Source organism: Pedobacter sp. JCM 36344, assembly GCF_046546555.1.
In the GTDB taxonomy this organism is placed as follows: Bacteria; Bacteroidota; Bacteroidia; order Sphingobacteriales; family Sphingobacteriaceae; genus Pedobacter.
The window spans coordinates 37,408-62,303 of record NZ_JBKHKK010000009.1; the positions used below are offsets into that span (position 1 = coordinate 37,408).

Genomic DNA, 24,896 nt, shown 5'->3' on the forward strand with positions numbered 1-24,896 from the left:
TGACAGGGGCAATCTCCCTGTTATGTCCCTGTTACCTCCCTGTTACGTCCCTGTTACCTCCTTATTATTTAAGACCTATTCTCGACTCCTTCCGTAATTTGTTAACTACAATAGAGTGCCTAATGTTTTTAAAGTTAAGAAGAGTTAACTAAACTCCTGTTTTATTTTATGGCTAAATATCTTCAGTTTAGTGAAGATTAAGCCCTAAGGAATTAAGCACAATTTCACTATATAATTGACAAGTATGCTCTTGTAACATAAGCTTTTTGTTAGGAGTTTAGACTGTTAGATGGCCAAATTTCTTAAGTTTGAATCGTCTTATATCAATTGTAATGAGCAAAAATTGGAATACCTTCTTTAACATACTACAAAAAGAAGAACGGGTTATCATCGGACTAATGTCGGGCACCTCCTTGGATGGTCTTGATATTGCTCTCTGCAGGATAAAAGGACATGGCCTCAACACAGAGCTAAAATTAATGAAATTTCATACTGTTCCTTATGATGATGAACTTAAGACGGAAATACAGGCTATCTTTTCGAAAACAATGGTTGATCTCCAAATGATCGCTTTAATGAACGAGAGAATTGCATTGTTGCATGCTGAAATGGTTCTAGGCTCGCTGCAGGAATGGGGAATCAAGCCTTCGGAGATCGATGTGATTGCAAGTCATGGACAAACTATTTACCATGCTCCTAAATCATTGCATGGATTGCAAGGCTATCCAAATGCCACACTTCAGATAGGTGATGGGGATCATATTGCCTTTAAAACCGGAATTATTACGATCGCTGATTTCAGGCAAAAGCATATCGCCGCTGGTGGCGAAGGCGCTCCTCTAGCCGTTTATGGTGATTATTTATACTTCTCAAAACCAGGAGAAACCCGTATTATGCTCAACATTGGTGGTATTGCTAATATTACCTATTTGCCTGGCGACAGTAGTGTAGAAGGAATTTTCTCTACAGATGTTGGACCTGGAAATACGATAATGGATCATTTTGTTCAGGCAAATTTCGAAGGAATGACTTATGATGTAGATGGATTGATAGCGGCCTCAGGTCATGTTAATAGCGATTTATTGACCTCGTTGTTGAAACATAAATTTATTGACCTCCCTTTTCCAAAAACGACCGGGCCAGAGTTGTTTAATTTGAACTTCCTTGCTTCTGCTCAATTGAATTCAAATACCCAATATATTACTCGGGAGGATGTGCTTGCAACGTTAAACAAATTCACTGCTACCGTCATCGTAAATTCCATCAAACGATGTATAACAAATGATGAAGCGGTTACAGTTTATTTTAGTGGGGGCGGGATTCATAATAAATTACTGGTGTCGTGCCTGAAAGCGGATCTTCCTGAGCTGAGATTTGCTACGACTGATGAGCTAGGGATTCTTCCGGATGCGAAAGAAGCAGTTCTCTTTGCCATACTCGCAAATGAGACACTTGCTGGCGACTCTCTTGATTTTGGACAAAGATCTGGTCTACCATCTATTTGCATGGGGAAAGTCTGCCTCCCGTTTTAAAGTATCTCGAGACTTTTTAATTGGTATTCTTCCATTTTTGGGTCTTCTTTTAAGAGCTCCGTAACGAGGTAGTTGATGTCAGATAGTCTCATCATTGTGCCCCCTGCCAAATACTTTGGCGGGGGGCACTTTGCGTAACATACATTTTTTCCTATTTTTGCATCAAAACAACTACTATGGCAAGTTTTACGCTTACTACTGATACCTGCAAAAAAGTTAAGATTAAGTTCTTGAGAAAGTACTGTGATTTAGCACAGGTAGACCTTGTTTTCGAACCAGGAAGCGAGGATAAATTAGTAGAGCAATTAATGGGTTTGGTAAAACGTGATAGAGAATACATTGAGTTTACCATCAAAAAAGCTTTGGCAGACCCTGATGGGAATCGTCTATAGTAATAAACATGATACGCCTTTCTTATTGAGCTGATTGCTTTTAACCGCATTTTTTTCTAAGTTTACTTCTACACAGATTTTGAACAATGAAAAAAATTAAGATAGTTTCAGCTCTTTGTCTAGTTGCTTTTGCAACACTCACCTGGTCCTTCAAAGAAGATCTTTTTGAGGTTTCTAAAAACATTGACGTCTTTGCATCTTTATATAAAGAGATTAATATCAACTATGTAGAAGAAACCAATCCTTCCGCGCTGATGAAAAATGGAATTGACGCCATGCTCGAGAATCTGGATCCATATACGGAATACATACCTGAATCGGAAATTGAAGACTACAAACTGAAATATGTGAGTACTCAATACGGGGGTATCGGCGCAAGTACAATATATATTGAAGGAAAGCTTTTTGTTAATGAAGTAAGCGAGGGCTATCCAGCAGACAAACAAGGAATTAAACCAGGAGATCAGCTTGTAAAAATTAATGGTAACGAGATTAAAGGTAAAGACCGCGCACAAATCAGTCAATTGCTTCGGGGGCCCAAAGGATCGGCTTTAGATCTTGTAGTTATCAGAGAGGGATCAGTTATCAGTAAAAAGCTGACCAGAGATGAGATCAAGCAACCCAATGTTTCCTATTCTGGTATGACAGAGGATCAGTTTGCTTACATACGATTAGACAAGTTTCTTGAAAACTCGGCTCAAGAGGTCAAAGACGCGGCTATTGCCTTGAATAAGCAGCAGCCAAAAGGAATGATTCTGGATCTTCGTTATAACGGAGGTGGTATCCTTCAGGAAGCAGTCAAAATCGTAAATCTTTTCGTAAACAAAAATGTATTGGTGGTAACGCAAAAAGGAAGAAATCCTCAAAAAACCATCGTCTACAAAACTTACAGTGACCCGTTGCTGCCTCAGATCCCTTTGGTCGTACTTGTTGGCAGTTCATCTGCCTCTGCTTCAGAAATAGTTGCAGGCTCTTTGCAGGATCTGGATCGAGCAATTATAGTAGGACAAAGGAGTTATGGTAAGGGACTGGTTCAACAAACCTTTAATCTTCCCTATAATAGCTTAGTTAAAGTTACGGTAGCAAAATACTTCACTCCATCAGGGAGATGCATCCAGGCTTTGGATTATGCACACAAAGACGTAAACGGAAACACTATTAAATTTGCTGATTCTGTAATGAGTAAATTCAATACCACTTCCGGGCGAAACGTGTATGATGGAAATGGCGTGTATCCAGACGTTCTCGTTAATGCCAATAAGCCCAGCCCTATAACTATGTCCATCATTTCCAAGAACCTGTTTTTTGATTATGCTAATGCCTATAAAAAGAAAAATAAGGAAATTGCTCCTGCTGCTACCTTCCAGATGACTGAAGCAGATTACGCAGATTTCGTGTCCTCTTTAGCTGGTAAGGACTATTCTTATTCTTCTCAAACTGAGCGCCTGCTTACAGATTTACGAGCTGAAGCTGAAAAGGAAAATAAGCTGGCTGCAGTTAAGGCTGATCTTGATGACCTGAAAGAAAAGATGTTGGGTGCAAAAAAGACTGATTTAACCACCCACAAAGCAGAAATCAAGCGCATATTAGAAACACAGATTGTTAGTCGTTATTATTATGAAAAGGGAAAAGTTTTGCAAGCATTCCAATATGATAAAGAATTGGCGGCTGCTAAAGCAGTGCTGGGGAATTCGACTAAAATGCTGGCAATTCTTAAAGGTGACGGAGAATATAAAACGATTGGCAGTCCAGTTAAAACAATAGCAGCTAAGAATTAGTGTAGCTTAACAATCAAACCATTCATTGCGTGGTTTAGTTGAAGCTGACAAGCCAACCTGCTATTAGGCAAAAGATCAGGAAGCGTGTCTAACATTGCATACTCATCATCCGTAATTTCATTTAACTTTTCTTCACCTTCCAATACGTCTACGCAGCAAGTAGCACAAAGTGCCATACCGCCGCAAGTTGCAAGTATATCGTACTCACATGCTTTCAGATATTCCATCAAACTCAAGCCCATGTCTACGGGCGCTTCCAGATCAGTTAATGAACCATCAGGGTTTTGTACGTGAATGAGGATATTATTTTCGTCCATAACTAGAATTCAGAAACGCCATTTACTGTTGTATATTTCATGGTATATTTAACCCCAGGGTTCATGTATTGATAAGCGCTATGGCTCATCAATGCAGCCTCATGGAAACCGCAAAGAATCAATTTCAATTTATTGGTGTAGGTATTGATGTCACCTATCGCGTAGATGCCGGGAATATTTGTTGAATAATCATCGGTGTTAACTTCAATAGCACTTTTACTTATGTTTAGGTTCCACTGCTCAAGAGGGCCCAATTTCGGACTTAATCCGAACAAAGGAATCAGGTGATCAGCTTCAACTATCGTTTTCTCTAATGATTTATTATGAACAATCTCTACCGTCTCTAATTTTCCTTCTCCTGAAACAGAGTTTAAGTTGCTATTTAAAATCAAGTTAATCTTACCACTAGCGGCAAGTTCCATTACCTTATTTACTGAATCGGGAGCACCACGAAAGCTCTCACTACGATGCACTAGGGTGAGCTCACTAACTACATCTGCTAAGAAAATAGTCCAGTCCAATGCAGAGTCGCCACCACCCGCGATAACCATTTTCTGGTCGCGGTATTTCTCAGGATCAAGGATCATGTAGTTGACACCTCTTCCGTTTTCAAAATCTTCTAAACCGGCAACAACAGGTTTGCGAGGCTCAAAACACCCAAGACCGCCAGCGATTACTACAACTTTAGCTTCGATGATGGTACCCATATTAGTAGTCAAAACAAAATCTGCTTCGCCTCTTTTTTCCAAGCCTTCAATACGTTCTCCAAGAGTGAAACCCGGGTGGAAAGGTTTACCTTGCTCCATCAGGTTTTCTACTAGTTCCTGTGCTAAAACCGTAGGATAACCCGGTATGTCGTATATAGGTTTCTTAGGATAGATTTCTGACAGTTGCCCGCCCACCTGAGGTAGATAATCAATTAAATGGCAGCGCATTTTAAGTAAACCAGCCTCAAATATTGCAAATAAACCTACAGGTCCGGCGCCAATAATGGCTATATCAGTAGAAATCATGTATTTAAATTTTGTGCGAATTTACGAACTTTTGTTTTAATAATTTGGCTATTTGTGATTATTCTACCTATCCTGTAGAACTTCTGACAATTATCCGATCTGATATTTTATATATATTTGTTGATTAATGACTAAGAACCTATACTTCGCCTCAGACTTTCATCTTGGATCTCCAACTTTAGAAACCAGTCGCAAGCGGGAAGACCGTGTAATCCGTTGGTTAGATGCCATAGCGCCTACATGTGCGGAGCTTTTCCTGGTGGGAGACGTCTTCGATTTCTGGTTTGAATATAAGACGGTGGTTCCTAAGGGCTTTATCCGACTTCAGGGAAAACTTGCTTCGATGAGTGATGCCGGTATCAAGATCTACTTTTTTAAAGGTAACCACGACATGTGGGTTGATGATTATTTTACTACAGAAATGGGTATTCAGATCGTTAGTGATGACCTGGTAATTGAGCGAAGCGGTAAAAAATTTTATATACATCATGGTGATGGCCTGGGCCCTGGAGATCATAAATACAAATTCTTAAGAAGGATTTTTAGAAATCCTGTATGTCAGTGGTTGTTTTCCCTTGTTCCGCCCAGAATAGGACTGGGATTTGGTATTTGGTGGTCTGGCCACAGCAGACTAGCAAGCAGTACTGAGGAGGTTTTTATGGGAGAAGAGAACGAGTGGCTTGCAGTTTATGCTAAAGAGCAGTTGAAGCGTGAACACTTTGACTATTTTATTTTTGGGCATCGGCATTTACCGCTTTCGGTGGATCTTGGGGATGGATCAAAGTACATAAATACAGGTGAATGGATCAACCATTGTAGTTATGCTGAGTTTGATGGTAAGGATTTAAGCCTTAAATATTTCGAAGAATATTAGGGCAAAAGCCGTATTTTTGCTCGCCAAATAAATATTACATTTATTAATTTCTCTGAAAAGAATATGTTAGAAAAGTTAGAAGCCATCAAAATTCGTTGGGAAGATGTTGAGGAACAGCTGAGTAACCCTGATACAATGCAGGATATGAAGCGTTTTGCTGCATTGAATAAGGAATATAAAGATTTGGGCAAGATTGTAGAAGAATACAGGGTCTACAAGAATGTGATGAGCAATATTGATGCGAATAAAGAGATCTTAAGTGTTGAGAAAGATCCAGAGATGAGGGAGATGGCTAAAGAAGAACTTGATCTTTTATTAGCGCAACAAGGGGAACTTGAAGAACGCGTTCGTTTAATGCTGATCCCGGTAGATCCGGAGGATGCAAAAAATGCCGTTTTTGAGATTAGAGGTGGTACCGGTGGTGATGAAGCGGCATTGTTTGCGGGCGATCTATACCGTATGTACAGCAGATTTTTCGATCAAAAAGGTTGGAGAGTGGAAACCGTGGATGTTACTGAAGGTACAGCAGGCGGTTACAAAGAGGTAATATTGAAAGTGACTGGAGAGGACGTTTACGGACAGTTAAAATACGAATCGGGCGTACATCGGGTGCAGCGCGTGCCGGACACAGAAACCCAAGGTCGCGTACATACTTCTGCTGCATCGGTAGCTGTTCTTCCAGAAGCTGAAGAAATAGATCTGTATATTAATCCTGCAGACATTGAATTGCATACGTCACGTTCAGGTGGTGCAGGTGGGCAGAATGTGAACAAGGTAGAGACTAAGGTTCAATTGACGCATAAGCCCTCAGGGCTCGTTGTAGTTTGTCAGCAGGATCGTTCACAGCTTGGTAACCGTATCATTGCTATGGAGATGCTTAGAAGTAAGCTATATGATATTGAATTGCAGAAAAAGAATGGCGATATAGCTGCCCGTCGTAAAACGATGGTGTCTACAGGAGATCGCTCAGCGAAGATCAGAACGTACAATTATCCACAAGGAAGGGTTACGGATCACCGTATTGGTTTAACGCTTTATAACCTAAATGGGGTTATGGATGGCGGGGTACAGGAGCTGATCGATGCACTACAGTTTGCTGAGAACGCGGAGAAGATGAAAGAGGGTTCTGTAGCTTAAGGAGTTACAATTATTTTAAAATATTTATTGCGAAATAGAATAATCACACTATATTTGCAATCCCGAAACGAAAGTAACGGAAAAACGGACCGGTAGTTCAGCTGGTTAGAATGCCGCCCTGTCACGGCGGAGGTCGCGGGTTCGAGTCCCGTCCGGTCCGCAAAAAGGGTGTCAAAACCAACAAAAACCCCGTTTTCATACGAAAACAGGGTTTTTTCGTTAACTGGGGCACCCAAATACCTACGATTTCGCATATAAAAGGTGAGTAATTCGGTGAGCCTAGCAGCTAAATCAGTTGACTCACCGAATTCGTATCTAAATCACTGATATACAAGATGTTCGATCATCGAACATCTTGACTGAGAGTATCTGCATTGCTAGTTTTGTTAAACTATTTAATTCGTAAAAAACGATGAGAAACAATTTTAGTACCTTCTTCTACTTGAAGAAGCCAAAAAACTACACCCAGGGGCAAGTTCCGATCTACATGCGCATTACTATTTAATAGTGCCCGGAAGGACTTTTATTCCGGTAAAACCTGTGATCCTAATCAATGGAATGCCAAAGCGAACCGAATGAGTGGCAGCAGGCAGGAAGTCAAAAGTTTCAATAATTACTTGTTTACGCTTGAAAAGCAAATTGATCAAATCCATTCTGACTTAATTACAGAAGAAAAGGAAACGACAGCGCAGACCATCATGAATCGATATCTTGGATTAGATGAAGAAAAGCCTCGTACACTGATTGAAGTCTTCCAGGATCACAATGACAAGGTAGAGGCAGGCGCTTATAGGCATTGATTATAGAAAGCCTACGCTTACCAAGTACAATACAACCTTAAAACATCTTAAGAATTTCTTGCTCTATAAATTCAAGGTTACTGATTTGGAAGTATCTCGTGTAGACAATCATTTTATTACCGAGTTCAGTTTTTACCTGCGAGTGAAGGGTGGCTGTGCGAACAACTCCGCGGTAAAGCACTTAAAAAATCTGGGAAAAGTGATGCGCATTTGTGTCGCCAATAAATGGATCCAACTTGATCCTTTCGCAGGTCTTAAGAATAAAGTGACAAAGGTGGAACGGGCGATACTGACCGAGAGGGAACTAGAGACCCTGGCAGATAAGGTATTTCCAATAGCTCGTTTGCAGGTCGTCAAGGATGTGTTTGTGTTCTGTTGTTATACCGGCTTAAGCTTTATTGATGTCCAGCAGCTTACCTCAACAGAGATTAGCATAAGTAGTGATGGAATGGCGTGGATCAAAAAACTCAGGCATAAAACATTGGTTGCTTCGCATATTCCTTTGCTCCCCGTGGCATTGGAAATTATCGAACGGTATAAGTATCATCCAGTCTGTAAAAATTCAGGTATGGTGCTGCCGGTTGTAAGTAACCAAAAATGAACGCCTATTTAAAGGAGGTTGCGGATCTATGCGAAATCAAAAAGCACCTTACATTCCATATTTCCCGGCACACTTTTGCTACCACCGTCACTTTAGGTAACGGTATTCCTATAGAATCAGTAAGTAAAATGCTTGGTCATACTGATATTAGAACAACCCAGATCTATGCAAAAATATTAGACCATAAGGTAGGTGCAGATATGGCAGGGCTTAACCAAAAATTCGGATGTTCAAATTTGAAGTCATTGAAACTTAATCCTAAAGAAGCCCGTATCATCAAGCTTTTTGAATAGACTCCCTACTCTTCTAGTTCAGAACAGTAAATATAAACAAGCTCTAATTAAATAGTACAAAATTGACAATTATTTATTATCTTTATAACAATGGAAGTTTTACTTTTGGACACAGCTTCACAGAAACTTATAGATGCTAATTTAGTGGCGGCGAATATTTCCGACATGAAACGCATTACGGACGGATGGGAATTCAGCTGGAAGAAGCATTTTGCACTACCAAATTCTAAGGCTTTTAAGATCGTTCTAAGATCGGTGCCAGATGTTGTACAGGGTTTGTTGCTTTTTCAGATGCTTGGTAAGGAAGAACCCTATATGGCTTATTTGGAATCTGCACCGCATAATAAGGGCAAGGGAAAGCAATTTGATTTTGTTGCAGGCTGCCTAATTTCAAAGGCTTGCCAATTGAGTTTTTTAGACGGCAAAAGCCATTTTGAAGGATTTTTATCTTTCAAATGTATGGATGAAAAAGTGATCAAAGTTTACTCTGAAAAATATGGAGCGATTAGGGTAGATCCGGCTTATATGTTTATTGAGCCAAAAGTAGGGAAGCAATTAATAAATGAATATTTGTTTAGGAACCACGATAGCTAATTATAGATATGAAAGCAAAAGAAGAATATTTACTCGAAGATGGATTAGTTGGAGATCCTAATGGTGTAGATCAGAACAGTGAGGGGTATAAAAGACTTAAGCAAGCTATTGCTGAAAGATATAGTTCGTACACCGAGTCTGAGAAATTAAATATCAAATTGGATGGGATAAGATTTGCCATGTTGGATTATCTGGAAAACGAGTCCTCAAATATTATTCCTCCGGGAACATTTTTGAAGCGGTGTTTGGATGTTGTGATGGTCAACCAAAAGACCTTTGCCAATTATATTGATTGGGATACAGGAAACCTCACCAAGCTTTTAAATGGACAACGCAAAATCAATGCTGATGTCGCAATGATACTTGAAGCCACGTTTCCTGTAAGTGCTTCAATATGGCTGCGCCTTGAGGATAAAAATGAACTGGTCCGCGCCAGACAGGAAAAAACCAGGGACTATCATCAATATTCCCTTAAAAAGCTTCAGCAACAGGTAGTCAAGGCTTAATTCCTTTCAATTATAATAGTTCCATCAGGCACATATCTCAAAAAGGTAGGTTTCCATGTAGATCATTAATATTATTATGAGTCATGAACTTCCTTCTTATTTCGATTCCTGTATCGAAAAATCGGCCGTCATAAGGATATACAAAATCATCTAACCTCCTTCGAAGCAAATTAATTGCAATCTCAATTTGTGCTCAACAGCGACCAATACATCAATAAAAAAATATTGAATTTCCGAGTGTAGACTTTGTTTCAAAATCAAATTATTTCTTTCTTCTGCTTCTACAACATAAATGCTTGTTGTGAAATGTTCAAGTAAATAGTTCGTAACTAAGAGTAAGTTTTCAAGCCTTTCAATAGTATCGATTCTAACAGGAATTATAAATGTAACATCTTTAAGATCAATTTTGTCGCGGACACTCAGTAATATACCATTTAACTGACAAATTTGATGTTTCTTAAAACTTTAGCCATGTGTTTTGATACAGTTGCTGCCTTATTTGGATTATAAAAGAAATATAAAGTTATATCTGCCCTATTTTCCTTATGAATGAAAGCCACTTTACACTTACTATATCTTTCTTTGTACAATTTTTTTAAGGGCAGTTCATAAAATCCAGAAACATCAGCATTATATTTGTTTTTTGTAAAACTTGTTGAGTTTCTTTTTATCGGAAATTTCACAGTATCACTCTGGGTTTGCAGATAGTTTTTATTCATATCCCACCCAAAACCAAACCTTTTCATTTTGGAAATATATGCCTCAGCAGTATCAATTCGATCAAAGCTAAAATACATGAAAATACTATCTTTCTGATTCTCAAGTTGATGTCTTGATCCAGACAACAATATTGTTCCAATATGAGCATTTTGTGCAATAAATTTTTTTTTATATCCTTTAGGAACCTTTTAATCAACCTTCCCTCCCTTTAATAATGAGTAAAAAGCTGCTTCAGTTTCTTCAACTTTTACAGAGTCTTGTGCAATAGCAAAACCAAAAGTTGAAAAAATCAACAGTAGCGACCAAAAAGGAATTTTCATTTATTTAAATTAAGGTTTTCTTATACCATCAACGATGAACATTGTTTTCGTATCACATTCATTAATGTTTTGAATAATTCCGGATCTGTTGTTTTGAGCATCTCAGTATCGATAATCTCCATTCGCTTCTCTGGCAGTAATTGCAACATTGTGTAATGCGCCTGATCCACTACCAGGAGCACCTGTACCATGCTTTAGATTCACACTAATTGCCTTGCATTCAGAAAGAGTAGCAGCTAATTCATCATTGACGGCTTTACCACTAAGATTAGATGCAATGTAATATCCTTCGAAGTTTCTATTTAATAGTTTGGCCTGATCACCTTCATGCACATATGAACTGTCTCCAGAGTATTGACTATTGTAATCATTATAACCAGAAGTTCCCCCATAAAATGCAGAGAGGTAAGATAAAGTCTGAAATACACAATCATCTCCTGGCCCACCACCATAAATTTCTTGCATTTCAGCTAATGTAAGTGTAATCTGTTCCTTAGAAAGATCAAATAAAGATAATTTTTTTAGCGTTTTCATAGTTTTTTGTCTTACGTATCAAATCATACGATTCGGTCACATGTTCTTTTTGAGCCATATCAAGTAGTTATGGAATCGTCAACTCTTATACACTTCAAGAACCTTTTATTTAACGCCAAATGTAAAGGCTCTAATGTTTTGCTGATTTATTCCAAACAAAAGCGTATTATTTAACGCAATTACACTGCGTACGTCTCCCTTAAGCATAAGACCGGAATTAACCTCAGGAATATAAGTAAAACTACCCTTACCATTTCCTTTTAATAATACTCCATGATTGGCATCATACTTACCAAAACGAATCCTCGACTGGTAAATGTTGCCGCATAATAGCAGGTCTTTGTTGCCATCTTTATCATAATCTAGACTCGTGATGGTATATACAGGCGCAAACTGAGCTTGTATGGGCAGAGATTTTTTCTTAAACCTCCCATTGGCAGTCCCCTCAAAATATGCAGTTTTAAGGTAGTTAGCCTTTAAATACTTGGCGCCTTTAAGCTCCTCCGGTGTGAAAATATCTTTGAGACCAGCTTCTGAATAGCTTTTGTAATCAGGGAAACGGGTTCTCATCATGCTTATCTGGTCCAACATCTCGTCTCGACTTGGGTAAGGATAACTTTTGCCCATAATGTAAAAACTCATAATTGGGTCAATAGACCCATTTTCATCAAAATCTTTATAGATCATTTCCGCAGGTTCTTTGTCGCTCACGCGGCACTGACTATTAAGTCCAAGATTGCCTACTACCAGGTCCGGCCGGCCATCCCCATTCAAGTCTTCGACTTTTACCGTGTTCCACCAACCACTGTATTTCTCGTCAAAATATTGGTTGGTTTTGTTCTGTAACTTTCCATTTTCATTGATAAAGACTGTGATCGGCATCCAATCGCCCACAACAATGAGATCCTGCTTTTTGTCTCCGTTCAAATCTAAGACTGCAGCATCGGTAACCATCCCAATTTGCTCAAGCTGGGGAGCGAACTTCTTAATTTGGTTGGTAAAATGGCCTTTTCCATCGTTGATCAAAAGAAAGCTATTCGGCGTTTCGGGATACCGTGATGGTTTGACGCGGCTGCCCACAAATAAGTCTGGATACCCATCTCCGTTAAAGTCACCTATCCGTGCACAACTTTTGCTTACCCACATTTGCGGAAGTGAATTAGTCGCTTTTGTGAACTCTCCCTTGCCGTTGTTCAAATATAACCTGTCCTGCAATAAGGGGTCATTCTCGGTAAAATTACCATATCCACCACTTACCACATAAAGATCGACGTACCCATCAGCATTTGCATCAAAAAATACTGCATCTGAGTCATAGCTTGCCAAGTCGGCTATGAAAGGTCTATTCTCTTTCAAAAACTTCCCAGTTTTTTGTTGAATAAATAACGCTCCTGATTGATTTACACCGCCACCAACAAATACATCCTCCAGACCATCCCGGTTCACGTCGCCTTTAGCCATACAAGGCCCAGTAAAAGACAGGGCATTAACCAATAAAGGCTGGCGTTTGTAATCGTTGATTTCGTTTTTGACTTGGGCTAATGCTATTGGTGATGGGATCTCAGTAAATACAGGCTTAGTTAGTTTAGGTCTCTGATAAGTATCCCTTGCATCCTTTTCATTAAATATGATTTGAGTATTCGCAGGTACTTTGTTAATTACCTGTTGTTTGCCGCTAAGCCATACGATCCTAAGAGAATCTATAGATTTATCTGTGCCCAAGCCAAAATGCAGATTTTGAGACATGCTGGACAAATAGCCCTTAGAAGGCATTTGCTCCAAACACTGCTGCTTGCCCTTGTTAAATACTGTAACCTTGGCGCCAAGACCATCAGTATTTTTACCTGCTCCTTCCAGCTTTACTTTTAAGTAGTGTGAGGTAGAAATACCTTGGTTTTGATAGACGAATGCTACTTTATTGATATTGTTTACGACAAGGTCAAGATCGCCATCATTGTCCAGATCACTATATGCAGCACCATTACTATTTGACGGAATAGTGATGCCCCATGCTGTACTTTTATTACTGAAAGTGAGATTTCCATTGTTCTTATAGAAGTAACTCTTTAAGTCAGACGAGGGTACATTTTTGAGGATAGTTTCCAGATCCTTTGGAGATACTTCGCCGTTTAGGTTCCTCATATAGTTTTCGTTGAATTTAAGTACGTCCATATTTGTAAAATCACGCATAAATCCATTTGTTATAAAGAGATCCTTCCAGCCATCATTATCGTAATCTGCAAATAACGGTGACCAGCTCCAGTCAGTATTGGAAATCCCTGCGAGCTGTCCTATTTCGCTAAAAGTGCCATTGCCATTATTGATATGTAGCATATTCCTAACGTACTGATAGAAAAACCCGTTTCGAAGATTGATGTTGAACGACTCATAGTTATCGAGCCCACCTGATAATAGTTTTTGACGCTTATTATCTTCCGGAAGCATGTCCAGGGTGAATATATCTTGAAGGCCATCATTATTAATGTCAGCAATATTGTTGCCCATAGAAAATAAGGAAATATGGTCCAATTGGTTGCGCAATTCGTCAGTAAATGTGCCGTCACCATTGTTGATGTACATCCGGTCGGGAACTGCATAGTCATTGGATAAATAAATATCTGGCCAGCCATCGCCATTGATATCTGCAACACCAGCTCCTAAACCATAAGATAAAGTAGATAATGTGAGTCCGGCCTGTTTAGTAACTTCTTTGAAATGTCCGTTGTCATTTCTGAATAATTTAGAGGCTGCGAGGGTGTCATCTTGTTTTTTCAGTTGTTCGATAGTGACATCATCAAGATTGCTTAATACCTTTATATTGTCATTTATTAAAAGAAGATCGAGGTCACCATCGCGATCATAATCAAAAAAAACAGATTGTGTGCTGTAGGAAGGGTCTGCCAGCCCGTAATTTTCTGCCTCATCTTTGAATGTAGGATTCCCATCTTTATCTAAGCCCTGATTGATCAGCAATTGATTTTTAGACTCTGGGCCTGCCTGCCTGCCTGCATAACAAACATAAATATCTAGAAATCCATCGCCATTGACATCCACCATATTGACACCATTTTTCCATCCGGGAATACGTCCGCCTGTTCCTGAAACTTGGGTGATATCAACAAATTTCATGTGACCTAGGTTACGATAAAGTTTATTTGAATTCATATTTCCCGACAGATAAACATCATCGAGCCCATCGTTATTAAGATCGCCGATGGCAACACCCCCTCCACTATAAAAACCCTGGTAAAAGCCCTGCATGTTTTTCTCAAAGTCTTCTTTGACAACATTGTTGAAAACAATTCCAGTTTGTGAGGAATCAAGTAGCTTAAAAAGAGGAGGTTCCGTTTTGTTTTCTGCTGTTTTATTAGGTGGTGTGCAGCTATTTAGGAAAAGAAAAAGTAAGAGACAAAGGGTTAGTATCCTCATTGATTTAGTATTTAAAGTATAGTTGGGATATAGATGCTTTAAATTCTCAATCCGGTTATACTTGGTTTGTTTGGTTATACTAAAGTTATACTTTTTAATTTGACTTTGTAATAAATATGCATTATAACATTGCCCAGCTGACTCCTAGTATAGCGGCTGTCCGGCACCGCGACGTATGTTCCATTCATTCTTAACTGCTTTTAAATTATTATTGAAACAATTTAGCTAATTTGGTGCATATAATTTTTACATGACTTTCTGAAAAAGTCATGTAATTTTACATCAATCACCTTTTATGAGATCATTTTTAGCTTTCTTATTTATCCTATTTAATTTTGCGGCTTTAGCAGGCATTCAAAGAATAGATTCAGCAATTTTGGGTGAGCAGCCTAACGCAGCGATAGATACAAAAGGTGTTGTTAGGATTGCTTTTGGAAAAGGAAAGCAGATTTACTGCATGACTTCAACCACTAATGGAAACAGTTTTTCAAAACCCGTATTAGTTGCTGAACTATCGGGTATGCACCTTGGACATACCAGAGGGCCGCAAATTGCATCGTCAAAAAACTATAGTATAATTACCGCAATGGACGAGACTGGTGATATTCATTCTTATTTACTAAAACACCAAAGTGGAGGCTGGAAAAGCGCTGCCGAAGTTAATGATATTAGGGGTTCTGCACCGGAAGGCTTGATGGCACTTACTGCTGATAAAGAAGATAATTTTTATGCTGTCTGGCTTGACCTCCGATTGTCTAAACAAAACAATATCTATTTATCAAAGGCTAACGGAAACGGTAAATGGACAAAAAACAAACTAGTTTATCAGTCTCCTGAAGGTCATGTATGTGAGTGTTGCAAACCTAATATTGCTTTTAATGCAGGCAAGCTTGCGATCACGTTTCGGAACTGGCTTACGGGTTCCAGAGATATTTATTATACTTGGTCAGTTGATAAAGGAGAAACTTTTAGCATACCAACGAAAGCAGGAACCGGGACTTGGAAACTAAATGGATGCCCTATGGATGGGGGTGGCCTTTCAATAAATGATAAAGGTTTGGTTTCTACTTCTTGGCAACGCAATGGAGAAGTATTCTTCTGGGGTGAAAACTTCCTCGAAAGGCGACTAAGTTCCGGTAGGGACGTAAATATGTCACAAGATGGCGGCAGTCCAGTTGTTGCCTGGCAGGCGAATGGCAATATCATTGTGATGAATCTAGATGACAATACAACCAAAGATCTTGGAAAGGGAAGTTCGCCAAAGCTATATATTATTGATAGGGAGAGAAGTCTTTGTATATGGGAAGAAAACAAACAAGTTCGCTACCAGATTCTATAAAATAGGTTTCCAATATGGATAACCAAAAATGAAATTAATGCATTTACTGGTTTAGTAAAAAGACAAAGGCCCAGAAGGGCCTTTGTCAGTTAATATACTCAATGCTTCCCTTTCCCCTTGGAATTGGATCCGTTGTGACCTTTAGCACCTCCCCTATTCTTGTTTTTTTCGGGTTTACCTTGATTGTTGTTAATTTTCACTGAATGTTTTGGATGATTCTTTAAAACATAATATTTAGGATTATTGCTTTTTAAAATCACCTTTTGAGAGTGGTTAGATTTGTACTTGGCATATTTTACTTTCTGCTCTTTAAAATTTAAATATGGTTTCGGTGAGTTAATAATCACCTTATAACCATTGTACAGATTGTAACTGCGATATCTTGATGGTAAGTTAGAAGTATGTATCCAGTTTCCGTTATTTAAATGAATAAACTCCCTAGTTGGTACATAGTAATAACTTTCAATATCGGGCAAGTAGTAGTAATCAACATGGTCATATCCCGTAGGCCCCCAGAGTGGTTGTGATCCGATGTTGATGCCGACATTTATCTGGGCTGATGCATGGTACGGCACAAAACCAAATAATGCCAATACGATAAAAATAAATAGCTTTTTCATGATCATATATTTAATGCTGAAATTTGTTTATTTTATTGTTTTAGGTTAATAGTACCCAATGTGGTGTTTTGACCAAGACTAACTGAAATATTGGTAACTGTGCTATCCCTATAACCTGCTAAAGGAGCAAATTTAACCGAATATTTTCCCGCAGATAGTCCACCAACTGTAAATCTACCAGTTAACGGATCTGCCACAGTGCCTACAGTATCTGTTCCTGTAATTACAAGAACTTCCGGATGACTTAACAAAGGTAATACTGTGCCGGAAATTAATCCAGAACTAGCTACAGTTATACCTCTTACTACTGGTTTCAACAGGTATTTGCCGCTACCTGTACTTACTATAGATTTTGCTGCATCAAAATCCAAAAGCAACGAATACGTAACTCCTGCAACCAGCGAAGGATTAGTAGTCAGTTTTACCTTCCAACCTGATGACTGTCCACTTGGAGTGGTTAAAGCAGATTCAACTCCACCAACAACTATGGTGTTCCCAGAATCATTCAGTACTAGTCTAATCTCGGTGATGTCTCCACTAGGCATCTCACCTGAGGCAACCAGAATATCTGGATTGCTGCTTCCGATCCTGAAGTCAAGGATGTTGAATTTTGCTGTGGTTGTGGCAAATACGTACTTTTTACCTGCCGAAACCAGAACAATTTCTTTAACATTCAAGTTGATCTTCTCAAAGTTTCCAGGTGCATCTGTCATTCTAATTTGTACTTTAGTTGTTCCTGCAACACTGTTGTCGCTGTTTTTTTTACACGCGGTAAAAGTAGTGATCCCGCCTAGTATAATGGCGAATGCGATGTTAGCAATTTTGTTTTTCATGTTATTAGATTTTAGTATTTAATTAGATTATAAATCAAAATTGCAGGTTCAACATGAAACAAACATGAAATTACAAGTTTTTTGGAGCATGTATTTTCATGTTAATTTCATCTTCAAAAAGGATTTTTGTCTAAAGAACAACAGTTTTAAAACTTTAACTTGATACATTTATCTTATGCACAGCTCATTTATTTTCAAAAGATGTTTCGCTTTCCTGTTGATGTTGATCTTACCCATGCTGGTGTTTGCAAAACATCCAATTGTGATACTGGATGTACCATGCCTGCAGCAAGAGAAAAAAAAGAAGGATGATAAAAAACAGGATTCTAAGGAGTCTGATAAGAAGGAAAAACAGGAGCAAAAGACAGATCCAGGGAAGTCCGAGATTGTAGAGGTGCCCAAGGCACGAAAGCAGTCCCGACCTGAGATAATCGTTAAACCAATTAAGGTGAAACCTATCAAGATTATACGGCCAAAAATTAAAAGACCATAGCAGAAGAATCGCCATTAGCTTTAATCCACCTTTTTAGTTAACTTGAAAAATATTGAAACATTATGAACGAATCTGGAGCACCGGTATAGCCATCCTTACGACTAAAATCAATAACAAATGAAGACATTATCATTGATAACATTTTTTTGCTTGTCTTCAATTCTAGTAATTGCCCAGCAGGATAGCACTAAGAAGGCTACGATAACAGTAGCATCGCTTTTTAACAGCGATGTCAGCTATTATGGACAGGCCACCAGCGATAAAATGCCCTATGTTTTGGTAAATGCTACCTTGAGGTTCCCTATAGGTCTTTATCTGTCTGCGGGATCTTTTAAGTTGCTTAATTATGGCTCGGGCTTATCAGAAACAGACCTAGGGGTGGGCATCGATCACGACTTTAATGAACATTTTAATATAGGGCTAGCATTTACACGCTCTTTTTTTCCGGCCAACTCGCCGCTCCTTCAAGCTTCGAATGAGAATAATTTTAACCTATCTGGCACCTATTCCTGGCTGTCGATGAAAACTTCTCTGAATGCCGACTATGCATTTGGGGAACAAAGGGATATATTTCTAAGCTTGACCAATTCAAAAGAAATCAGTCTGGGTAGTTTATTCAATGACAAGAATTCTGTTTACATTGAGCCTGCTTTAGAAGTGGTTGCAGGCACAAGGTATTTTTATGAGACTTATAAAATATCTAAAGTGAAGCGTGAGAAGAGCAAAGGAAAGGGTCCTTTATCTCCAGAAAGCTCAGGTTCCCCAGCTATCAACTCAAGTGCCGTTGAATCAAGTAATTTCAATTTATTATCCTATAATTTCAAACTTCCACTCAGTTTCAGTAGAGCTGGTTATGTTGCAGAAATCAGCTATCAGCTGTCAGTCCTTGGTGCTAAGGCAGCGCCTGGGCTCAAACAGCAGCAGTCCTTTTTTGGATTAGCTTTTTATTACCAGTTTTAATTGACATAGCCATGAAAGTATTGATTGTAGAAGATGAAAAAACACTGGCTTATGAAATGGAGGCATTCCTGAAAAAGAGTTTTTACCACTGCGATCTTGCCCATTCCTTCCAAAGCGGAGTAATGCAGCTTGAGCTGAATCAATACGACTTTATTTTAATTGATTTGAGTCTGCCAGACGGTGATGGCTTGGAAATCCTGAAACATGCAAAAAAAAATAATCCTGAAGCCGTCTATATTATCATCACTGCAAAAACAAATCTAAAAGATCGAGTTATGGGTCTTGATCTAGGTGCTGATGATTATCTGGCAAAGCCATTTTATTTACTCGAACTTCAATCCAGAATGCAGGCAATAGCTCGTAGAAAGTTCAATATTACTGAAGATCTTATTGCATTGGGTAAATTTGGTGTTGATATTCAGAAACGGCTGATCGTTTTTAGTCAACAACAAATAGAATTGTCACGTAAAGAATTCGACTTACTTAGCTACCTTTTATTGCATAAGGGTAGGGTTCTTACACGTGTGCAACTCAGTGAGCATATCTGGGGAACTTTTGTCAATGATGATTATGACTCCAATTATATTGATGCCCACATCAAAAATATTCGGAAAAAATTAAATGCTTATTCTGAAACGGATTGGCTGGAAACCGTTAGAGGGGTAGGTTATCGAATAAAAAAATAAGATGAAGCTTTCTACAAAACTTACTCTTTTTATTGCTGGATCAAAGTTGGTTATTGTGCTACTGTTTGTGTTGGCGTTGCCATTCCTGGTTAAGGAAATTGCGTCTCAATATGCCAACTATACTTTGAAGCAGCAGCGAAAAAAGGTACTCTCAATTTTAAAAGAAAATGGTATTGATTATTATTTGCGGGGAGAGCCGAATTATAGTGGCTACACAATGCTGAAGGAAGAGTTTATCGCTATTTCACCAGTTGGAGCCAGGGTAATTGTAGATACTATTAAAAATTCTCAGGTATTGATAGAAGGTGACACACTCAATTATCGAATATTAAGTTATTCGTTTAGAAGTAAAAACAGAAATTACCTTATCGAAATAGGTAAGACGGATGCAAGTATCAACCGATATAATAAACCTCTTCAACGCTTTACATTGTACGTGCTGATTACGCTAATAGTTTTGACCATATTGATCGATCTAACGTTTATACGAATTATTGTAAAGCCACTTGCCAGTATCATCAACACAAAGCTAATCAATAAAGAATTTCCATTTAGAACTGAGCATGAACGAATTAAAACCAGTACGACCGACTTTAAATATTTAGACGAGTCTCTAGTTCTGCTAATAAGTCAGATCAATGAAGCTTTTTATAAAGAACGCGAATTTACCTCCAATGCTTCTCACGAATTGATGACACCAATCACTATCCTACAGAACAAAATGGAAAATTTACTAGCTGAAGAAAGCTTGGACGAGTCTTCTGCTATAGCAATTGTAGAGATGATGAAAACAGTAGACAGGTTAAAAAAGATTACCAGCTCTTTACTGCTGATCTCCAGGATTGAAAACGAACAATATATCAGAAAGGAACAGATCAAACCGTTGCAGCTATTCCATGAAATAATCGAGGAAATAGGGCATAGGTTTGAAGAGAAAAACATCAGTTTAGTTTTAGATATTTCTGCGGATGCGGTACTTCAGGATGTCAACAAGGATCTCATGTTTCAATTATTTTTTAACCTGATTCATAATGCAATAAAATTCAATCGCCAGGACGGGACTATCTCAGTCAGTGGAATATTTTTGAATGATGGCCGTTATCAAATTAATGTCTGCGATTCAGGAATCGGGATTCCAAATGAAGATATTCCCTTTATTTTTAATCGTTTCATGAAGACTAATCTTAATTCGCAGGTTGGCTACGGCCTTGGGTTAGCTATTGTCAAAAGTATTGCAGTTTACCATCGGATAAAAATTACGGTAGAATCCGGGGTTGATAAGGGTACTACGTTTAAGTTAATATTTAAAGCGGAGTATGCGTAACTGAGAAATATCCCCCCAAACTTACTGTAGACGTTTGGAACCGCGAATCCCATAACTTTATTACATTTGTGGTGTTTTTGAGGCAATTCTACCTCATTAATTTTAAGCTTTATGGCTACTAATTCTCAAAATCGAAATAGCACTAAATGGTTTAGTTTTTCTAATGTAAGCGCCGTTGTAATGGCTGCTTTTGTTATCGCGATGTTCTTTAGTCCTGAATTGAAAGGAATAGTGATTCAGGGACTAATGCGTATCGGTTTATTTCAGCCGGATGTTCCTGAGGGTAGGGCTGTTAAGACTAAGCTGTTAATTACAAGTAATGCCGCTTTCAGAGATGAGAATGGAGTGCTCGTTAAGCTTTCAGATCTAAAAGGAAAAGTTGTATTCATCAATTTTTGGGCTACCTGGTGCCCTCCCTGCATTGCTGAGATGCCTTCGATTGATAAGTTATACATGAAGTACAAGGGTTATAATGACGTTGTTTTCCTGATGGTCGATGTAGATGGGAAAATAGAATCGTCAGTTGAATTTATGAAAAAGCGTAAATTTATGCTACCAGTTTATGCACCTGCAAGTGCAATACCAGTAGAATATTTTTCTGGGTCTATGCCTACTACCGTTATATTGAATAAATCCAGTAATGTGGTTTTTCAGCAGGTAGGGGCCGCAGATTACAGCAACTCAGAGGTTGCTGAATTTATTGATAAGTTGCGTTTGTGAAGTAAAAATATACGATAAATAAACATATTCTTTAAGCCTTAAAAATGATTAAGCCGATATTGGGTGCTAATGAGTTAGCCGCTTTAGACAAATCAAAATTTATACTGTTTGAGGTAAGTGCAGGCTCAAAGCCCAGGTATGATAAAGAACACTTGGAAGGCGCTTTCTACATAGATCTTAATACTGATTTAGCGAATATCCATGATTATAAGAACGGCGGGAGGCATCCTCTTCCGGTACTGGAAGACTTTTTGAAAGTCTTAGAATCCTTTGGTGTTGCGAACGAAAGTCACCTGATTCTTTATGACGATAAAAATGGCGCAAATGCTGCTGCCAGGTTCTGGTGGATGCTGCGATCGATAGGGCATGAAAATGTTCAGGTGATAAACGGAGGATACCAGGCTGCGGTTGCTGCTGGTTTTCCAGTATCTGCAGCAACGGAACCGGCAAAACCTTCGAAATATCTAAGAAATAGCAATTGGCAATTACCTACCGCAAACATTGATGAAGTGCAAGCTGTGGCTGGAGATCTTAAAAATGTTGTAATCGACGTAAGGGATGCTGACCGTTTTGCAGGGTTAACAGAACCAATCGATTTGATTGCAGGACATATTCCAGGGGCTATTAATGTTCCTTTTACCGAAAACTTAGATGCTGAAGGGTTATTTCTGCCAGCTGAAGTGCTCAAAGAGAAATACGCGACGATCCTTGGTAATGTTAGTTCAGAAGCTACTATTGTTCATTGCGGCTCTGGAGTAACTGCTTGTCATACTTTATTAGCAATGGATTATGCAGGGCTTGAAATTCCTAAGCTTTATGTTGGAAGTTGGAGTGAATGGAGCCGAAGAGACAAGCCAATGATTTTAGGAGAGTAACCATAAGAAGCACCAGGACCAGTGATTTTGATTACTGTTACAGGTAATTCCAAATCATTATAGGTTATCGAGGATATTGACCTTGTACCATCGGAAATTGCAGATGATTTACCCTTCGAATTCCAACAAACGAAGAATGATGCTTATGGACCTATTTATGGCGACTACAACCAAACCACAACTCATGTAGTCGACGTACTTGATCCGGCATTCCGCTATTTTAATTTTAGACCTTTCCAACTTTGTCTTTTGATGAAACGTTCTGGTTGATATGTGGTTTGTACTGAAACTTTTCGGATACCGCTTTGCTATGTGTTTTATGGCTGTTTCCTTCGGGCCGAGCCGAAGCAGACACGAAGCAGATACGAAGCAGACACGAAGCCGAGACATAGCAGAGGCAACTAGTAATGAACCATCTAGGCTCTTCTTTGTAGTCCTGAAATAGGGAAATGTAGAAGTATTTAGTAGCATAATTAGAAGCAGCATTGGTTGATTGCTGAAACGAACCTACAATACTGATGTTAAAAAAAAGAAGGTTTTACACCTAAAATGGGTTAACTGCACACTTAAACTGGTAAGTGTGCACATAAATCGTTAAGTGTACACTTAAAATGCTAACTGCGCACATAAGAATTTAAGTGTTCAGTCAGACCGATATGTGAATTTAACGATAAATCGTATGTTTTCTAAGCGCTATTTTGCAGATGTTGAACAACTAGGCATTAAAAATCCACTATCAAAAACGGTGGGGAGTGTTGCAGAAAATAATCAACACAGTATCATTTTTAGGATGTCAAAAACAATGGATAGCACCATTTGTTTTTCAAAAAAATAAGAAGTTATGGAACCATTAAAGAGAAGAAAGTTTATCAGTTTAGGTTTTGCTGCTGCTGGGGTAGTTACGATTGGTGGGATCGCAGGATCTCCGCTTAATGTTCTTGCTGCTCCTGTGACAGAAGCAAGTAATCTTGAAGGTTTTGCTTTTAAACAGAATTCGCTTCCTTACAAATATGCTGCATTAGAGCCATCGATTGATTCAATGACGATGGAAATCCATTATACAAAGCATCATGCCGCCTATATCAAAAATGTAAACGAGGCAATAAAAACTGAAAATTTGACTTACAAAACTGAAAAGGAGTTCTTTGCAAATGCTTCTAAGTTGTCTCCTAAGGTGAGAAACAATGCCGGAGGTGCCTGGAATCATAATTTCTTTTGGGCTTCAATGCAACCCATGTCTTCTGCTATTCCGAAGGGTAAGCTTAAAGCAGCTATCGATAAATCATTTGGATCATTCGATTCTTTTAAAGAGCAGTTTTCAAAAGCTGCGACGGGGCAATTTGGATCGGGATGGGCTTGGCTGATATCAGACAATGGTGTTCTAAAGATCGGAGGTACTCCTAATCAAGATAATCCACTAATGGATGACGTTGCTACTAAAGGCAAACCATTGCTAGGACTTGATGTATGGGAACATGCTTACTACTTAAAATATCAGAATAAACGCGCGGACTACATTGCCGCATGGTGGAATCTGGTAAACTGGGACGAGGTGGCGAAAAGATTTAGCTAATCTTTGCTACAGATTTACCTAGGAAGCAGCAGATCATACTGAAAAAAGGTGCTGCTAATACGTCTACTGTATAGTGAACATGTTGTAACAGTAATAATATTCCTATTATAAATGCAGCGCTAAATGCAATAATTTTATCTTTTGGTCTGCTCATGCATATGCCACCTAAAATTAATATCGCGGTATGGCCGGAGAAAAAAAGGTCTTTTGTGATCACATTCGACCGGTAAAAGACAATTGAGCATGGATCCACTAGCTCTATTAATCCATGGGGAGGATTTAGGGCAACCATTTTGATGGTTACCATTCTAAACAGGCAAAGAAATATGAAGGACCATAACGTTTTTAAACATATTTCTGTGTTCATTGACATCCTTACGAGAAACATAATCACAGTCGCGTATAAAACCAAGAAAATAAGAAGGGAAACATCTATAGATGGGATATACTTTAAAAGCCAGTCATGAAGAACAATCCCTTCCCTATCTTCAATATTTGTAAAGAAAGTTGGGATAAATAGTAAGATACCAATAAGGATTACTGTTCCCAATATAAATTTAGTCCTAAATGTAGGATAGCTCCAGGCGAGTTCCCAGGAGTATTGTTTAGCACGCATGAATCAGATTTGCTTGT

26 protein-coding genes, 1 tRNA gene and 1 pseudogene are annotated in these 24,896 nt (G+C 38.7%); 19 read left to right on the forward strand and 9 right to left on the reverse strand.

Annotation, left to right across the window (positions count from 1 at the left end):
- Positions 1 to 332: 332 nt before the first annotated feature.
- From ACHFIZ_RS10175 to ACHFIZ_RS10185, 3 genes are all read left to right on the forward strand, one after another.
- A complete protein-coding gene (locus ACHFIZ_RS10175; RefSeq protein WP_410885434.1) occupies positions 333 to 1,532 on the forward strand; it encodes an anhydro-N-acetylmuramic acid kinase in 1,200 nt (399 codons plus the stop codon).
- Positions 1,533 to 1,708: 176 nt separating this feature from the next.
- On the forward strand, positions 1,709 to 1,924 hold the full coding sequence (locus ACHFIZ_RS10180; RefSeq protein ID WP_410885436.1) for a hypothetical protein: 216 nt from the start codon (positions 1,709 to 1,711) through the stop codon (positions 1,922 to 1,924).
- A gap of 86 nt (positions 1,925 to 2,010) precedes the next feature.
- A complete protein-coding gene (locus ACHFIZ_RS10185; RefSeq protein ID WP_410885438.1) occupies positions 2,011 to 3,702 on the forward strand; it encodes a S41 family peptidase in 1,692 nt (563 codons plus the stop codon).
- Here ACHFIZ_RS10185 and ACHFIZ_RS10190 read toward each other — a convergent pair.
- Entirely contained in the window at positions 3,699 to 4,019 is a 321-nt protein-coding gene (locus tag ACHFIZ_RS10190) for a 2Fe-2S iron-sulfur cluster-binding protein (RefSeq protein ID WP_410885440.1), read from the reverse strand. The genes ACHFIZ_RS10185 and ACHFIZ_RS10190 overlap by 4 nt on opposite strands.
- Before the next feature lie 2 nt (positions 4,020 to 4,021).
- Complete coding sequence (locus ACHFIZ_RS10195) at positions 4,022 to 5,032, reverse strand: NAD(P)/FAD-dependent oxidoreductase (RefSeq protein ID WP_410885442.1); 1,011 nt, start codon at positions 5,030 to 5,032, stop codon at positions 4,022 to 4,024.
- Between the two features lie 127 nt (positions 5,033 to 5,159).
- Here ACHFIZ_RS10195 and ACHFIZ_RS10200 point away from each other — a divergent pair, with 127 nt between their 5' ends.
- The 8 genes and pseudogenes from ACHFIZ_RS10200 to ACHFIZ_RS10235 all read left to right on the forward strand — a co-directional run bounded on the left by ACHFIZ_RS10200 (position 5,160) and on the right by ACHFIZ_RS10235 (position 9,837).
- Entirely contained in the window at positions 5,160 to 5,906 is a 747-nt protein-coding gene (locus ACHFIZ_RS10200; protein ID WP_410885444.1) for a UDP-2,3-diacylglucosamine diphosphatase, read from the forward strand.
- A 63-nt stretch (positions 5,907 to 5,969) separates the two neighbouring features.
- Entirely contained in the window at positions 5,970 to 7,043 is a 1,074-nt protein-coding gene (prfA, locus tag ACHFIZ_RS10205; protein WP_410885446.1) for a peptide chain release factor 1, read from the forward strand.
- Between the two features lie 86 nt (positions 7,044 to 7,129).
- Positions 7,130 to 7,203 (forward strand) — tRNA-Asp (locus ACHFIZ_RS10210).
- 403 nt (positions 7,204 to 7,606) lie between these two features.
- Positions 7,607 to 7,843, forward strand: a pseudogene (locus ACHFIZ_RS10215) (hypothetical protein); the annotation flags it as partial.
- A 58-nt stretch (positions 7,844 to 7,901) separates the two neighbouring features.
- Positions 7,902 to 8,444: a phage integrase SAM-like domain-containing protein gene (locus ACHFIZ_RS10220; protein ID WP_410885448.1), complete on the forward strand. Its 543-nt coding sequence runs from the start codon at positions 7,902 to 7,904 to the stop codon at positions 8,442 to 8,444.
- Positions 8,441 to 8,737 carry a tyrosine-type recombinase/integrase gene (locus tag ACHFIZ_RS10225; RefSeq protein WP_410885450.1) on the forward strand — a complete coding sequence of 99 codons (297 nt, stop codon included), beginning with the start codon at positions 8,441 to 8,443 and terminating at the stop codon, positions 8,735 to 8,737. Before ACHFIZ_RS10220 ends, ACHFIZ_RS10225 begins: the two co-directional genes overlap by 4 nt.
- Before the next feature lie 90 nt (positions 8,738 to 8,827).
- Entirely contained in the window at positions 8,828 to 9,331 is a 504-nt protein-coding gene (locus ACHFIZ_RS10230) for a hypothetical protein (protein ID WP_410885451.1), read from the forward strand.
- An 8-nt stretch (positions 9,332 to 9,339) separates the two neighbouring features.
- On the forward strand, positions 9,340 to 9,837 hold the full coding sequence (locus ACHFIZ_RS10235; RefSeq protein ID WP_410885453.1) for a transcriptional regulator: 498 nt from the start codon (positions 9,340 to 9,342) through the stop codon (positions 9,835 to 9,837).
- Between the two features lie 434 nt (positions 9,838 to 10,271).
- Here the strand turns inward: ACHFIZ_RS10235 and ACHFIZ_RS10240 are convergent, their stop codons facing one another.
- The 4 genes from ACHFIZ_RS10240 to ACHFIZ_RS10255 form a co-directional block, all read right to left on the reverse strand.
- A complete protein-coding gene (locus tag ACHFIZ_RS10240) occupies positions 10,272 to 10,634 on the reverse strand; it encodes a hypothetical protein (protein ID WP_410885455.1) in 363 nt (120 codons plus the stop codon).
- Between the two features lie 111 nt (positions 10,635 to 10,745).
- Positions 10,746 to 10,877: a hypothetical protein gene (locus ACHFIZ_RS10245; RefSeq protein WP_410885457.1), complete on the reverse strand. Its 132-nt coding sequence runs from the start codon at positions 10,875 to 10,877 to the stop codon at positions 10,746 to 10,748.
- A 102-nt stretch (positions 10,878 to 10,979) separates the two neighbouring features.
- Positions 10,980 to 11,411, reverse strand: a complete 432-nt coding sequence (locus tag ACHFIZ_RS10250) for a hypothetical protein (protein WP_410885459.1) — start codon at positions 11,409 to 11,411, stop codon at positions 10,980 to 10,982.
- A gap of 105 nt (positions 11,412 to 11,516) precedes the next feature.
- Positions 11,517 to 14,840 (reverse strand): VCBS repeat-containing protein, encoded by a 3,324-nt coding sequence (locus tag ACHFIZ_RS10255; protein ID WP_410885461.1) that lies wholly within the window; start codon positions 14,838 to 14,840, stop codon positions 11,517 to 11,519.
- A 295-nt stretch (positions 14,841 to 15,135) separates the two neighbouring features.
- On the opposite strand from ACHFIZ_RS10255, the gene ACHFIZ_RS10260 reads away from it, so the two are divergent.
- The gene (locus ACHFIZ_RS10260) at positions 15,136 to 16,179 is read left to right on the forward strand and encodes a hypothetical protein (RefSeq protein ID WP_410885463.1); all 1,044 of its coding nucleotides are present in this window, start codon (positions 15,136 to 15,138) and stop codon (positions 16,177 to 16,179) included.
- A gap of 98 nt (positions 16,180 to 16,277) precedes the next feature.
- Here ACHFIZ_RS10260 and ACHFIZ_RS10265 read toward each other — a convergent pair whose 3' ends face one another.
- The gene (locus ACHFIZ_RS10265; protein ID WP_410885464.1) at positions 16,278 to 16,799 is read right to left on the reverse strand and encodes a hypothetical protein; all 522 of its coding nucleotides are present in this window, start codon (positions 16,797 to 16,799) and stop codon (positions 16,278 to 16,280) included.
- A gap of 32 nt (positions 16,800 to 16,831) precedes the next feature.
- Positions 16,832 to 17,632, reverse strand: coding sequence for a DUF4382 domain-containing protein (locus ACHFIZ_RS10270; protein WP_410885466.1), 801 nt, complete (start codon positions 17,630 to 17,632; stop codon positions 16,832 to 16,834).
- Positions 17,633 to 17,894: 262 nt separating this feature from the next.
- On the opposite strand from ACHFIZ_RS10270, the gene ACHFIZ_RS10275 reads away from it, so the two are divergent.
- The 7 genes from ACHFIZ_RS10275 (at position 17,895) to ACHFIZ_RS10305 (ending at position 24,263) form a co-directional block, all read left to right on the forward strand.
- Positions 17,895 to 18,125 carry a hypothetical protein gene (locus ACHFIZ_RS10275; RefSeq protein ID WP_410885468.1) on the forward strand — a complete coding sequence of 77 codons (231 nt, stop codon included), beginning with the start codon at positions 17,895 to 17,897 and terminating at the stop codon, positions 18,123 to 18,125.
- Positions 18,126 to 18,242: 117 nt separating this feature from the next.
- Positions 18,243 to 19,085 carry a hypothetical protein gene (locus tag ACHFIZ_RS10280; RefSeq protein ID WP_410885470.1) on the forward strand — a complete coding sequence of 281 codons (843 nt, stop codon included), beginning with the start codon at positions 18,243 to 18,245 and terminating at the stop codon, positions 19,083 to 19,085.
- A gap of 11 nt (positions 19,086 to 19,096) precedes the next feature.
- A complete protein-coding gene (locus tag ACHFIZ_RS10285) occupies positions 19,097 to 19,771 on the forward strand; it encodes a response regulator transcription factor (RefSeq protein ID WP_410885472.1) in 675 nt (224 codons plus the stop codon).
- Between the two features lies 1 nt (position 19,772).
- Positions 19,773 to 21,095 carry a sensor histidine kinase gene (locus ACHFIZ_RS10290; protein WP_410885474.1) on the forward strand — a complete coding sequence of 441 codons (1,323 nt, stop codon included), beginning with the start codon at positions 19,773 to 19,775 and terminating at the stop codon, positions 21,093 to 21,095.
- Positions 21,096 to 21,206: 111 nt separating this feature from the next.
- Complete coding sequence (locus tag ACHFIZ_RS10295; RefSeq protein ID WP_410885476.1) at positions 21,207 to 21,815, forward strand: TlpA family protein disulfide reductase; 609 nt, start codon at positions 21,207 to 21,209, stop codon at positions 21,813 to 21,815.
- Positions 21,816 to 21,859: 44 nt separating this feature from the next.
- Positions 21,860 to 22,690 carry a sulfurtransferase gene (locus tag ACHFIZ_RS10300; RefSeq protein ID WP_410885478.1) on the forward strand — a complete coding sequence of 277 codons (831 nt, stop codon included), beginning with the start codon at positions 21,860 to 21,862 and terminating at the stop codon, positions 22,688 to 22,690.
- A gap of 841 nt (positions 22,691 to 23,531) precedes the next feature.
- Positions 23,532 to 24,263 carry a superoxide dismutase gene (locus ACHFIZ_RS10305; protein ID WP_410885480.1) on the forward strand — a complete coding sequence of 244 codons (732 nt, stop codon included), beginning with the start codon at positions 23,532 to 23,534 and terminating at the stop codon, positions 24,261 to 24,263.
- Here the strand turns inward: ACHFIZ_RS10305 and ACHFIZ_RS10310 are convergent.
- Entirely contained in the window at positions 24,256 to 24,879 is a 624-nt protein-coding gene (locus tag ACHFIZ_RS10310) for a phosphatase PAP2-related protein (protein WP_410885482.1), read from the reverse strand. The genes ACHFIZ_RS10305 and ACHFIZ_RS10310 overlap by 8 nt on opposite strands.
- Positions 24,880 to 24,896: the final 17 nt, after the last annotated feature.